A 13,907-nucleotide genomic window follows, 5' to 3' on the forward strand; every position below is an offset into this window, starting at 1 on the left:
TATGAACGATGGCTCACAACCGGCAATGAAAGGAGACTTTTAAGAAAGGTAGGGTAAGCGGGTGAAATCGTCTATTTATCAAGCGTCCTAATCTACAATCTTAAGCCATCCTCTTCTGACCGCGTAAAGCAGCCGGTCAATAGCAGCGCGATCTTCTTCAGTCAGCCAATCCTCTAATAAAGCTGACATCAGTGTAGAGCGCTGTTTACGAGTGATGAGGCCAGAAGAGGAGCTGTGACTTAAAATTTCTGAGATCGTGATGGGTTGAAACAGTAGTTTTAGTTGCATGATGACGCCTGAATAGTCTGTCAAATAAGTTGGCAAGACAGTCACATTCTTGCCGGCACCCAACTTGGATGTCACTGGCAATCAGAGGAATTCATGAAATCTTTAAGAAAGACCAAAATAAATATAAAGTTTTTGTAAGCTTCTTGGGTCTTGGCAGGGAAAAATGTTGGCTCAATCCTTAAAAACGCCCGAATAATATGAACTTTCTGCCAACACTCACGTTTGAGCCGGCTGTTTCAACGGATATGATTCTTCCTTCCTTACCAATCTAAAGTTACTGCAGTTTCAGTATTTTTTTTCGCAAAAGCTATAAGACAACAATTAAATTGCCTAACTATTGCCTTTGCCAATAGATAAAATCGCGCTAAATCGCCTCGTAATTATGTAACTTATATGCCGGGGGAGTTACTTAATTCCCAATTGTTGCCGCATCTGGCTGGGGATAGCCGGCACAACTTTTTGCTGCCACACCGGCATCACCTGTTTTTGCCAAAACACGTTGAAACTTGCCGGTTGGGCCAATTGCCAGATGATTCCCGCCGCCACCACCAGTGCAACCAGCGCGATCACCCCAGAAATTAACGAAACGAATAAATTCGGTTTAAAAGAGCGAACGTGAGCCACACTACGCGGACGTTGGCGGATAAAAACCGACTCAGACTTGTCCTTCTTTACCGCCGTTGCATCGGCTGTTCGTGATTTAGTTGTTGAGGCCGGTTTTGGGGCACGCAGCCGGCTAGAACTGCCTGAAGATCCTGAAGAGACGGGTCCAGACGAGCGAGTTGATGAGGTTTGGGAACTGCTGCGTTGGTTTTTCCCGAATGTGGAATGGGTATTACCGTTGGAACTGGTGCCTGGGTTCTTCCCGAATGAGGAATGAGTATTACCACTGGAACTACTGCGTTGGTTTTTCCCGAATGAGGAATGCGTATTTCCACTGGAACTGCTGCGTTGGTTTTTCCCGAATGAGGAATGCGTATTTCCACTAGATGAGAATCCGGATGCTGAGGAAGTTGCTAACGCCTGATTTAAAACTTGCATCTGCTGCGTAACTGCTGGCGGGCGCTGGCCGGTTCGCGCCCACTGCAACAGCGCAGTCGAGGTAATGCAACAAAGATTTGGAGCATTTAAAGATTGCATCCGTTTCAAGAGCGATAGACTCGTAGAAACAAAAACCACCAGCTTGCCTGGTTGCTCTTGCGACACACCGTAGGCGGATTGAGCCACTGCAACCACCAGTCGCGCTTGCCCGCTCAACTCTGCACTGGCTGCGGGTTGTAGGGATGGATGGCTAGTATGAGCATTCGTCAGATGCCACCCACTCTTTGGCCAAAACCGCATAAATTCCCGCGCCACTTGCTCTTGGGCCGGTTCTGGGGCACTATCGCACAGCAATTCAATTTGCTCGTAAACCACTTGGGGCACATAGCAGGTGCCCGCCCGGGAATAGGTTTCCCAATCCCGCGCTCTGCCGGCCATCAAGGCGAAGATATCTAAAACCACCACAACCGGAGGAAGTGCACCTGATTTCATATCATTAACGTTTAAATTAATCCACTTTTATAATAATCCCGAACTCAGTCTCGCTTCTGTAACAGGTTTTTCATCATTTTCACAATAAATTTTTCTCCTCAGGCTGTTTATTTATAAAATTGTCCAGGTTTATTGACGGTCGTCGTAGGGCACGGCAGTGCAGTGCCCTGGAGATCGTCCCCAACATTAAAACCGAAGTAGATGGATCTGAGCGATCAGCCGCCGATGCCCAGACGACCGGCAAAGCTCGGAGCGAAGGGAATCAGAGTTGCTAGCATCAGAAATAAAGCCAGCAAACCCAAAGCCGCACGGGCATCATCAGGTTCTGTTAGCTCATTTAGACTAGGGCGTTCTAAATTCCGTTGCAGAAACACGATTGCAAGTGCCCAATATAGGGCTAAAGGATTTACGAAAGATGTGAGTGCTAGCACAATTAAAGTTGCGACAGTCGTGCGACCGGCAATTTTGCGACCGTAGATCGCTTGCACAACACGACCCCCATCCAACTGGCCGGCGGGCATTAAGTTAATTGCGGTCAGCAACAACCCCAACCACCCAATGATTGTCAGTGGGTGAACATCAACGAGGGGCTGTTGCAAGGCGGAACCCAAAACAACTCTTGCCAAACTACCCACTAGAATAGAGCCTTTGAAAAACTCAGAAGGAACTTGAAATAAACTTCCTTGATGAGAAAGTACCAACCCGACGAGCAGCATCCCCAAAGAAATAACTCCACCAGCAGCCGGCCCTGCAAAGGCAACGTCAAACAGCACCTGCCGGTTGGGTAACAGCGACTCAAATCGGTTCAAAGCCCCAAACGAGCCAAGTTGCCAAGCTGGAATGAAGAAAGGCCAACTAAAGCGAACGTTGTGACGTTTGGCTAGCACTTGGTGGCCAATTTCGTGCGCTAATAAAACTGCCCAGATGCCGAGGCTGAAGGGGAGAATTTCCCCAAAACGACTCGTGTTATTAAAAAAATCAAAATTGAGAAACAATCCGCCCATCTCAAACGTGGTGGCTATTGTGGCCAGCAGTAGGACAAGCGCCAAAACTTTTTGACTTAAAGTCAACGGTTGCGGATCATTGCTGCTGGGTAAAACAATCACAACCGGCTTATCTTCTTGATTGGGAACCATAAACAGCCGATAGCGCTCACCCAATCGCTGCTGCAACTCAGCAGCTAAGCGGGCGTAAACTTTACCTGGTTCTCCGCGCAGATTGCCCTTGAAAATTGCTCCATTTTGATAGGAGATCGTTTCAGTTGCAAAAAACGTATCAATCCCAAAAATTCCTTGGATCATTTTGAGATCCTCGGATGGGATGGGAAGTACATCTGCTGGACGGTTTGCCGGCAGCGGTACTGAGATAGAGGGTTCACTGTTGGTGAAATTCTCAGCCGGCTTCTCGCCGGTGGCATCCAAATCTTCACTCGACTTCAACATGGACTCAATCCGCTCTCGCAGCGCCTCATCCTGGCCGGCTGCTCGCAACTGATTGCCTAAGAAGATGTACAGTCCAGCTGAGGCGACCAACAAAAATAGGATGCTGACGAGGTTAAGGTACAGGCCGGCAGCGAACAAACCAAAAAATATCAACCAGGGAGCCATTAATGATACCGACTGCAACCAGGCTATAATTCCCAGTTTGCCGAATGGCTTGGCCCGATAATACCCCCAGCCCAATATGCCTACAGCAATTAGTAAAATTGCAATCGTTGCGGCATTCTCTGTTGCAATACCCATTTCCAAACCTTTGCTCCTGAGACAAGGCCCGACGCAGTCAGGCATTAAAATCGCTGCTCCTACCACAGAGGGAGTTGCGACAATTACATCTAATCTTACCTAGTGGCAACCACTAAGACGACATCGAATATGGCAAAGACAATGGAAAGGGGGAGAATGAGAGAGTGGGAGATGGGGAAATCAGTGCTATATGATGTTGGTTAGGTTGAGAAACCTAACACCTCAAATGCTTATCTGTGTTGAGTTTCGCCTTGCTCTACCCAACCGCCCCATCTGTTCCATTCTTTGCTGAAATAGGTCTGAGGGGGCAACCCGCGTCTCACAACCTTTGATCTATCGAGGTTTAAGCGAATTTTGGTGAAAAAAGATAGGTCAGCCATTGTCAAGAAAACCTATCTATTAAAAATTATTCTTCAATTTGTTCAAACTTAGTTAGAAAATCAACTGTGCCGATATTAATTATTGTTTTTGAACAAAATACTCTACGTCCAACATGATATTAAATAAATTAGCCTAGAAAAAATTGCAAGTGCCTTGCCTTACTCATTATGTTTGAAAACAGACGCAAAAAAGTCCACCAATTTTCATTATTACCAAGCCTAAATATCAAAAAATTTTAGGTTCTTGACCCAAAATATTGGCTATATCAGACTTTTCAAAATTAGCAAAATATAAAGAAATTAAACTTTAATCATTTTGATAGAACGACTAATCTTTGTAAAATTCAAAAGATAAAATATCACAAATATGTTTATCAAAATCTAACAATCATAAATTCTTTCATTTGAATTTCATTAACAATTTGGGAGCAAGATTAAAAGAATATTTGTTTTTAGTTGAGAGCAGTAGCCGCAAAACCTTATAAGTTGAAGACTGAGAATAGATTCCATTTTATCAATCTCAAAAACATTAGAGTCTGCTTTATTTTTTGCTATTATTGTACCTAATTCAGCCGGCAACGGATATCAATGAAATTAGAGATTCCTAAACCGCCCAAATTTGATCGCATCGAGGATGAACGCCGGCACCGGCAGGAACGCTTGGCGGCAGCCTTCCGCTTATTTGCCTGATATGGATTCGATGAAGGAGTAGCCGGCCACATCACTGTGCGCGATCCCGAATTTGAAGATCACTTTTGGGTAAATCCATTCGGAATGTACTTCGGGCATATCCGAGTTTCTGACCTCCTGCTAGTTAACCATCACGGCGAAGTGGTTAAGGGTAGCCGGCCTGTAAACGCAGCAGCTTTTGCGATTCACTCGCAAGTTCATGCAGCGCGGCCTGATGTCGTGGCAGCCGCTCATGCCCATTCAATTTATGGCAAAACCTGGTCAACTCTTGGTCGTCTCCTCGATCCTCTCACGCAGGATGCCTGCGGTTTTTACGAAGATCACGCTTTGTTCGATGACTACACCGACGTTGTTCTTGAGTTAGAAGAAGGCAAACGCATCGCAGAAGTTTTGGGCGAAAACAAAGCTTTGATTCTGCGTAACCACGGGTTATTGACAGTCGGGCATACAGTGGATGAAGCTGCCTGGTGGTTTATTAAGATGGAACGGTCATGTCAAGCGCAGTTAATGGCGGAAGCAGCAGGAAAGCCGGTGTTAATTCAACCCGATAGCGCCCGTCTTGCCCAAACTCAAGTGGGTTCCCACCAGATAGGGTGGTTTAGTTTTCAACCATTGTATGAAATGATTGTGCGCCAGCAACCGGATCTGTTGAGCTAAGGAACATAAATTTCTGCTAAGTAGAACTCTGTTTATTTACCTTGCTAGTAAGCATAAAAATTTCTATTTTCTAAATAAAAGACCTACCCTTTACGCCATCCTCAGTAACCAGATGGGCGTTGAAGACCCCCATGAATTTCAGTAAGTTGTTGGGCGATGGCTAGCAATTCCATTTCTTGCCATCGCTTACCAATAATTTGCACCCCAATGGGTAATCCAGTTTGTGTCTGTGCGATGGGAACCACCACAACTGGATGTCCGGTGAGATTAAACGGCATGGTATAAGCACCAGAAGCTAGCAAATAAGGTACTTTTCGACCATCTACCTCAACGGCTATACCTTTAGCGCGATGCGTAAATGCAGCCGTCATCGCAACAGGACACAACCACACATCCCACGGTTTCAAAGCTTCATCCATTTGAGAAATTAAGCGATCACGCTCTGTTAAAGCCTCAAAATATCCCTTCAGGGTTGGATTCAACATAGGAAGTAACAGCTGACTCGCGTTGCTCAAATTTCTGAGTATTTTATCGCCTTGAGTCGCTTCACGAAATATGAAGGACAAAGTTTTGCGAACGGCATCCAGATCAATCGGTTGAGCGCAGAAACTATTAAAAGCAACAACTTGATTGTAGAGTTGAAGCGTTTCTTTCAAATCAAAGTGTTTTGGAATCCAGCGTTCTAGATGAACACCGGCTTGATCAAGATCCTTCACAAATGATTGAATCGCCGCTTGAATTTCTAAGGCAACCGGCACTTCATCCCAGCCATCCATCCAAGCAATCCGCAGGTTTTTTAAAGGCTTTTGAGAGGGTGTATCCAAGGGAACCGGCGGAACGTCTGGCTGTAGTGGATCGGCACCGGCAATCAGCGCAAAACATAACCGCAAATCTTCAATCGAACGGGCAAAACATCCCACCGTCAAGATTTGACGAATACACTTAGGCTGCCCTGGAACTTCAGGAATATGACCCCGCGTTGATATGCGGCGATCTGTTGGTTTTAAGCCAAAAACACCACAGAAGTGAGCGGGTTGACGAATTGAACCGGCAATATCATTGCCTAAATCCAACGGCGAAAAACCGGCAGCAACAGCAGCAGCACTGCCGCCCGAACTCCCTCCTGCCGTGTAATCTAAATTCCAAGGATTGTTGACGCGGGGAAAAAGGTCATTTGTAGTTTGGAAATCTGCGGCGAGTTCAGCCGCATTCGTCTTACCCAAAATAATCGCCCCAGCCCCACGAAGCCGTGCAACCACCGTTGCATCTTGCTGGGGAATGTAATTTTTGAGCGGTTTATAGCCGGCAGTGGTGCGAAGTCCCGCTGTTTCAAAAATGTCTTTGATGGTGATCGGTACACCGTGAAGCACTCCCCAGTTTTCACCTTTAGCGAGGGCTTCATCCGCTTGTTTTGCCCGTTGACAAGCGTGTTCTTCATCAAGTGTACAAATCGCGTTCAGCTTGGCGTTATGCTTGGAAATTTGGGTTAAGTGTGCATCTAGAACCTCGACAGCAGAGACAGTGCGCTCTCTGATCATCTGCGCGATTTGGTGTGCGGGGCGAAAAACTAGATCGCTCATCTTCTTATTTGTTGAAGCAACCACTCAGTATGCCACTTTAAACGTAAAGCAATCTAAATCCATCATTGCCGGCTCTTGCTAAGAAAGCTACGCCTACAAGAATGCTTGCTTTAATCGTTAACAGAGGAACTTTCAAAAGCATAAAAATGCGATGCCGGCAAAGGACATCGCAAATGACTAACCATAAATAATCAGAAGTCAAAAGACTAGGGGCACAGACTCCACATCTTAATCGTGTCGTCAAAACTACCACTAATCAGGGTTTGACCTTGGGGGCTGAAAGCCAGTTTCACCCAGGATGAATGCCCTTTTAAGGTGCCAACCAGACCGCCGGTGCCCAACTGCCACAGCTTGATCGTGCCGTCCATATCGCCACTGGCGAGGGTTCGGCCATCGGGGCTGAAAGCAACTGATTGAATTTGGTCGGAATGACCGATAAAGGTATTTACTAACAGTCCACTGTCTAAATCCCACAGCTTGATTGTGTTGTCCCAGCTGCCAGTGGCGAGGGTTGCACCATCTGGGCTGATGGCAACTGACCAAACGGCGTCTGAATGACCTTTGAGGGTGTGACGCAGTTGTCCTGTGCGCCAATTCCATAGCTTAACCGTGTCATCAGAACTGCCACTGGCTAAAGTTTGGCCGTCTGGGCTGAAGGCAACTGATTGAACTTCTTCAGAGTGTCCCTGCAGGGTTCGCTGCTGGTTGCCGGCCCGCCAGTTCCACAATTTAATCGTGTTATCTTCGCTGGCGCTGGCTAGGGTCTGGCCATCTGGGCTAAAAGCGAGGGAAAAAATGGCTTCTGAGTGACCGTTCAAGGTGTCCCGCAGTTCGCCGGTGCGAAGATCCCAGATTTTGATGGTTTTGTCTTCACTGCCGGTAGCCAGGGTTTGCCCATCTGGGCTAATGGCAACTGTCCAAACTGCACCGAAGTGGCCGGCTAAAATGGTTTTCAGTTGGCCGGTGCCCAAATCCCACAATTGAACGGTGCCGTCATAACTGCCGGTGGCCAAGGTTCGGCCATCGCCACTGACGGCGACTGACCAAAATGGGCCGCTATCAACGGCAAAAGTTCGCAGGGGTTGAATGTTGCTGTCCAGACGCGGGGCTGAGTAGCTAAGGTCTGGCAGGGTAATGGGCATTTCTTGGGGGTTGTAAGCGGTGTGTGGCACAGGAGCCGGCACACGAGCGCTGAGTGTGGCCATCAAAATTGCGATCGCTGCACCACCGATGGCACCTGCGGCTAACCGCGTTTTTTGAGGGGTTGCCGGCGACACCAGTATCCAAGAATTCAGGTCTTTGAGGACTTGGGCGGCTGATTGGTAGCGCTTTTTGGGGCTACGTTCCAGCAGTTTGTCGAGGATCACGCCCAGGTGGGGATTCACCGGCGCACTCAAATAATCCCGCCACACCCAAGTTTCTGTTTTAATATCGAACAGATCAAAGGGAGATAGCTGAGTCAGCAGGTGAATGCAAGTGACGCCTAAGCTGTAAAGGTCGGTGCTGGGAGTGGCTTTGCCTTGGGTTTGTTCTGGGGCAATGTACTCAGCAGAACCGCTAACGCGTTTTTCTGCCGGCAGACTGGTGCCGGTCAGTGTCACATCCCCATAATCAACTAAAATCAGCTTGCCATCAGGGCGGCGAATGATATTTTCTGGTTTAATATCACCGTGAACGATTTGGTGGTTGTGCGCGAAGCTGAGAACCGGCAGCACATCTTTCAATAATTCGCGGATTTGGGGTTCGCTGAACGTGCCGATATCTGCGACTTCTAGGGCTAAGTTTTCCCCTTCTATATACTTTTTCACCAAATATTGGTGGCCATCTTGCTCAAAAGATGCCCACAACTCAGGAATCAAAGGATGCTTGCCTAATTCATCTAGCTGTTTTGCGGTTTGGGAAAACGTTTTTGAATGTCGGTGTTTTATCCCTTGTGTTGAAGGTGAGGAAACAGCGGCGTCTGTGACGTTTTCACCGAAAAACTGCTTAATTACGCAGCGCGGTTGAGAAGGTTGATCTTCGTCAACTGCGAGAAAGGTTCGCCCTGTAGCGCCTTGACCTAGGAGTTGTATGACCTGGTAGCGATCTTTGAGCAGCAATTTTGCTCCGCAGCTCTGGCAAAAACCTGTACCATTATGATTCTGGGGATTCTGGCAATCGGGATTGAGACAATAACTCATATCACAAAGGAATCATAGGACTGATATCTATAGTAAGTCTTCCACAGAATTTTCCGGGTTCCGGGAGTGAGGAGTCTGAGAAAAATGATTGAGGGTTGAGCCACTAATATCGCTGCTAGTGGCCTGCCGGCATCATTTTAAGAATAGAAAGTCAAAAAAATGTTAGGAAAGTAACAAAAACGTTCTTAACTATTATTTTTTCTTCTTCATTATTCTTTATTTTCTTTTTTCGCCTCAAAGTCGTGCCGGTTAAGTTAGCTAAGTGTCAATCATTTTAGATTTTAAATTTAATATTTCCTGAGAGACTTGACGTTTGGGTAGGAGTTAAGTTATTAGAAAATCACCTTAGAATCAGTCGGATTTAATGCCGGTGATCAGCCAGAGTTTACATCGTTCCAGAATTTAATGTTGCTATCCGTCGTGCCGGCAGCCTAGCGACACAGTTCAATTGCGACAGAAGGGTTGAGCAGATGGGCAAATGTAGGTTGGGTTGATCACCTTCCGTTTCACTTCGCCCAAAGTTTTTAATACGTGCCGGTGTTTAGTTTGACGTAGTCCCACCCAAACTACCCATCTGTCGCCTTCTTTTTTGCAGTTGGTATCAAATTGCTCACTTCGCCTACCCTAAAAAATTGGATATAAGTGAGAGTGCCGATGGGAGCGTTCATTATCCTAAAAAGCCACTAAACCCAGCTTGCCCCACCGTTAAACATCAAAAAAATTCTTCCTAAGCTACGCTATATTTTTGGCTGATTTGTCGAAGCAATCTAGTCAATTCAACCTTGTCATTTTCATGGTATAAAGTATTGACTATTTCTTGCATTTCAGACAAATCCTGCTTGTACTTCTCATCAGATAGCATGGAAACTATTTCTGCCGGCAAAAATTTTGCCAACTCAGGTTCATACGATAATATGTTGACTGCTTCTGTCAACTTAGACACATCTGTTTGATGAGTTTCGTTAGATAAAACATCCACAACCTTTTTCAACTTAGACAATTTACTTTTGTACTTGTCATTAGATAACAGTTCAGACAACTCAGCTTTATCAGATACAATTGTCAGTAAATCTTTCAATTTAGATAAATCTGTCTTGTAGTTTTCGTCAGATAAAATATCGATAATTTTTTTCACCTTAGACAATTTATCTTTTTGCGTCTCCTGAGATAGCAACGACGCTAAATTTGTTTCTTCCTTGAAGTATTTCGGTAGATAGTCATAGCTGATAGAGTTACTTTTCCAGCATAACCTGGAATTGGTAAACACAAGACCATTTTTCCCATCATCGTTAATACTGGTATCTATCAAAGCCATAACTTTTTCGTCACGGCTAGGCGACAGCCATGTAGACAAAGCATTTGACAGTTTATCTAAAGGAATATGAGGAGCAGAAAAACCTTCATCAAAGTTATATTTTTGATGTACGTTCTTTTGAAGGAATTCTCCCAAAGAGTCTGGGATTGGATCTTCAGTCAAGGTGTAAGTTCGAGTTTCTAACTGGCTCAGGATCGACTGATCACGTTTCTCTCCACCTTTCAGAAATGACCAAATCAAAAATGCTGTCGCTGATGCCACAAGGGCAGCGCCACCAGTCATCACAGTCAGTCCACCAAGAGCCGACATTGTAGCAGTGATCGCAGCAGCACCTGACAATGTACCCGTCACTCCCAAGGCACTTGCAGCAGTCCAAGCCGCTAAAACAGTGACAGCACCGGCTATCGTTCCCGTACCTACCGCAATTCCCAGATTTGTTTTGTCTTCACTGTCCATTTGCGAGACTAAAGCAATGGATAGCAGTCCTGCGGCTCCAATTAGCGCCGCTCCTCCTGTTGCGACGGCTAACCCACCCAGCATTCCTAAACCACCGGATGCTACGGAACCACCGCCTAAAACGGCTAAAGTCGCGTTTGTTGCCGCTGCTCCAGACAAACTGCTAATGCTGACACCCGTTGCTGTTTCCACTCCAATATGAGTCAGCACTCTGGTAGCTTTGGGGACAACGGCAGCCCCTCTGCTTTGAGCCTTCTCTAGTTGTTTTTTGAGTTCTCTTGCATCCTGTACAACACCATCTACTGTTTCGGCAAAATTTTCTGCATTGTCCAAATCTTGCTGCCTTGCTAGCGCGTAAACAAACTTGACGTTTTCTAAAACGTCCGCATTGCTGATGAATGAGTCTAGGGACTTCAAGGTTGCTTGATACTCGACTGTCTCGCCATCGCGCACCTGCTGATAAACTGACAAGTAATTTGCCTTTTGTTGAGCAGTTAACTTCTGGGTTTCATTAATCAGTTTTACCAGAATAAAGTCAACCGTTAATGCTCTTGAGTTAGCACTTGCTATAGAGTAAGTCTGCTTGAGTTCTAAAGGTAATGCTGAGCTTGCCACAATCGTGTCAAGATCCGTGAGTGCCTTAAAATCAGGCACAGGTTCGCCGGCACGGACGTATGCGTAAGTTCCCTGGATCAGTTTTTTTTCTATATCAGTCAGTTCAGATTGCGCTAAGGCTGATTCAACTTCTCGGTGAATTGCGAGAAGACGCGAGTTTGTACTAGCGATTTTGTAACGCTCTTGAATTTGAGTCTCTAGCTTTGAGGAGTATATAATATAATCCAGAAAATCTAAGGTGGTTAGGTCGTCAATGTAGTCTGCATTCTCAACTTTATTGCACACAGCTATACATTTGGCTTTGCTAGCTTCTTCAATAAATTGTGTATTATAGTAAATTTCTCTATGAATTTGCTCATCTATTCTTAATTGGGGGTCGTATAAGGTATGCAAAGTAACAATAATATCTTGCTGATTTTGACCTTGTCCTTGAATAATAATTTCTTGGTTGTCTTTAGATCGAGGGATAATTCGTACTAGGCAAGTGTTGCCTGAGCGCAATATAAATGTTTGTGTCCCTCCCACCCTTGCTATTTTAGAAGGAACAAAAATATGATATTCTTCTACTACCAAGGAATTATTTTGTGATAGCAGGTTATCAGCCCTCGCAATAGCTGGATTAATTAAGTCTTTTGTCAACAAACTTAAAGTCCCTAAAGCCAGACCACTGAGAAAATTACGCCGACTTAAGGTGAAAATACTTACTTTAGACATGAATGCTCTCTTGAATATTTGGGTCGTGAATGAAAGGCTGAAGCGGAAGAAGGAAATCCGAGTTCCACTCTATCAACGTTGATCAGGTTCGTCAATTCCCGAGCAAATTTAAACCCAATCTAGGTAAGAAATCTTTACCTGATAGCGTTGCATAGTTATCTAATATTTCGACTCCCGGTTATTTTCGATAAAGTTATAAATTTTTATTTTTCGATGAAGCAACCAAGCTCAACAATTGTTGTTTCCCAAGTATTCTTTCATCTTGGCTTGCAAGCAAGAATCTTGAATTTTGATATAAAAATTTACATTGAAGAATAGAAGAATCTAGAAGCAAAGAACAGCGGATGACGTGTTAATCACGGATCAATAGGTAAAACCGGCTTCTGCTTGCGTTTAAAACTGTACAGACACGCCGGCGGAAACGTGAATGCCGGCAAGTCAGTTTATCCCATTGCTAAATATCTGCCATTCTCAAAGGCGTCTAGCAGCGCTTCCTCAAGATAAAACTTTAAGCTGGGGTTGTCTTGCAATAACCGTAAACTCTGGCGGCGTTGTCCGCGAATTGTTGCTAGCCAACTACAGCTTGCATTTGGAGAAAGTGACTTATGTCAATCAAAGTTTATAAAAAATTACATAACTAAAAAGCTTTCACCGGCACTGAAATCAAGTACACCGGCTTGCTTCTTGAATGCTGCGATCTCCTAATGGCTAACCTCCTACGCTTACAGGGCGGGGGCCACTTCTTGGCAAGGCCGGTGTGATCCGCTTAATTCGCGAGACAGTTGCTTCACACGTCCAGAGATGACAGCGTGCTGTAACAGCATAAAAGCGTTGAGGTCTTCTAAATCGTATTTACTAGCTAACAGATGCCGCAGCTCATCTTCTGCTTCCATAGTCAGATAACCAGTTTTCAAAGCTTGTTGGACAACTTCACGAATCAGTATCATAATTGCGTCTCACCATTTGCTCGCTTGCTATTGGTAGTATCTGACCTTTCCTGAGGCCGCTTGGTGACGCAAATTGCTTGATCTCGTGATGTTGCAAGAACTTTTGGGTGACGCCTCAATCCAGCTTGTAGTGACGCCTTAGAGGACTTTTTGTGATCGGCTAAGGAGTTGGGTATGACGCAGATCACTAAACTGACAGCAATTGATTTCAATTTGAGCGAGAACGATTGATATCAAACCTGAAGACACGTACAGATTGTCGGCTTAAATGACAAAGCTGGCTTCTTCTCCTTGGGCTGCTTGCCAACTGCGAGCATCATAATAAAGGTCTTCTAGGGAAATGCTGTAGAGTGCTTCTTTGAGTTTTTGGTGCAGCCGGTTCCACACCGTATAAGTCACCCAATCTTCGGCTTGTTCTGTGTCGGGAGAGTGGTGCGGTAGCGGTTCGATGGTTTCTCCGACGGCTTCAAGAATTTGTCCCAGACTGATGTGCGCCGGCGGTTTGGCAAGCTGATAGCCACCTTGAACACCGCGCACAGATTCAACCAAGCCGGCTTTTCGCATCTCTATTAACAGTTTCTCTAAATAAGGTGCCGGTAAATCTTGTCGCTGTGAGATGGCTTTTACTGAGGCAGGGCCAAAGTTGGGTTGCAGACTTAAATCCAACAGTGCTTTGACGCTGTAGTGTCCGCGAGTGGTTAGTTTCATTGCCGGTAGTTATTCATCGACCGCTTCAAACTTCCCCTAAAGCATACGTGAGTTCAACAAAAGTGTAGCAACAGGAATCAGTTTGGGGTGACGCGTAATTCT

The 13,907-nt window shown here is 45.5% G+C and carries 9 protein-coding genes and 1 pseudogene; 1 reads left to right on the forward strand and 9 read right to left on the reverse strand.

Features of this window, described 5'->3' with window-relative positions; translation table 11 throughout:
* Positions 1-87: 87 nt before the first annotated feature.
* From H6F56_RS12065 to H6F56_RS12075, 3 genes are all read right to left on the reverse strand, one after another.
* On the reverse strand, positions 88-363 hold the full coding sequence (locus H6F56_RS12065; RefSeq protein WP_309236505.1) for a hypothetical protein: 276 nt from the start codon (positions 361-363) through the stop codon (positions 88-90).
* 330 nt (positions 364-693) lie between these two features.
* Entirely contained in the window at positions 694-1,821 is a 1,128-nt protein-coding gene (locus tag H6F56_RS12070) for a PIN domain-containing protein (protein ID WP_190668313.1), read from the reverse strand.
* 215 nt (positions 1,822-2,036) lie between these two features.
* Positions 2,037-3,563 (reverse strand): site-2 protease family protein, encoded by a 1,527-nt coding sequence (locus H6F56_RS12075; RefSeq protein ID WP_190668316.1) that lies wholly within the window; start codon positions 3,561-3,563, stop codon positions 2,037-2,039.
* 1,082 nt (positions 3,564-4,645) lie between these two features.
* Here H6F56_RS12075 and H6F56_RS12080 point away from each other — a divergent pair.
* Positions 4,646-5,290: pseudogene (locus tag H6F56_RS12080) on the forward strand (class II aldolase/adducin family protein); the annotation flags it as partial.
* Between the two features lie 101 nt (positions 5,291-5,391).
* Here the strand turns inward: H6F56_RS12080 and H6F56_RS12085 are convergent.
* The 6 genes from H6F56_RS12085 to H6F56_RS12110 all read right to left on the reverse strand — a co-directional run bounded on the left by H6F56_RS12085 (position 5,392) and on the right by H6F56_RS12110 (position 13,805).
* The gene (locus H6F56_RS12085; protein WP_190668320.1) at positions 5,392-6,870 is read right to left on the reverse strand and encodes an amidase; all 1,479 of its coding nucleotides are present in this window, start codon (positions 6,868-6,870) and stop codon (positions 5,392-5,394) included.
* 206 nt (positions 6,871-7,076) lie between these two features.
* Entirely contained in the window at positions 7,077-9,050 is a 1,974-nt protein-coding gene (locus H6F56_RS12090; protein WP_190668324.1) for a protein kinase domain-containing protein, read from the reverse strand.
* A 727-nt stretch (positions 9,051-9,777) separates the two neighbouring features.
* Positions 9,778-12,150, reverse strand: a complete 2,373-nt coding sequence (locus H6F56_RS12095) for a hypothetical protein (RefSeq protein WP_190668734.1) — start codon at positions 12,148-12,150, stop codon at positions 9,778-9,780.
* Between the two features lie 443 nt (positions 12,151-12,593).
* Positions 12,594-12,680, reverse strand: coding sequence for a DUF29 domain-containing protein (locus tag H6F56_RS26300; RefSeq protein WP_242031976.1), 87 nt, complete (start codon positions 12,678-12,680; stop codon positions 12,594-12,596).
* A 192-nt stretch (positions 12,681-12,872) separates the two neighbouring features.
* A complete protein-coding gene (locus tag H6F56_RS12105) occupies positions 12,873-13,097 on the reverse strand; it encodes a hypothetical protein (protein ID WP_190668327.1) in 225 nt (74 codons plus the stop codon).
* A gap of 264 nt (positions 13,098-13,361) precedes the next feature.
* Positions 13,362-13,805: an Rrf2 family transcriptional regulator gene (locus H6F56_RS12110; protein WP_190668331.1), complete on the reverse strand. Its 444-nt coding sequence runs from the start codon at positions 13,803-13,805 to the stop codon at positions 13,362-13,364.
* Positions 13,806-13,907 lie beyond the last annotated feature (102 nt).

The sequence above is a fragment of the Microcoleus sp. FACHB-672 genome (genome assembly GCF_014695725.1).
Lineage (GTDB): Bacteria > Cyanobacteriota > Cyanobacteriia > Cyanobacteriales > Oscillatoriaceae > FACHB-68.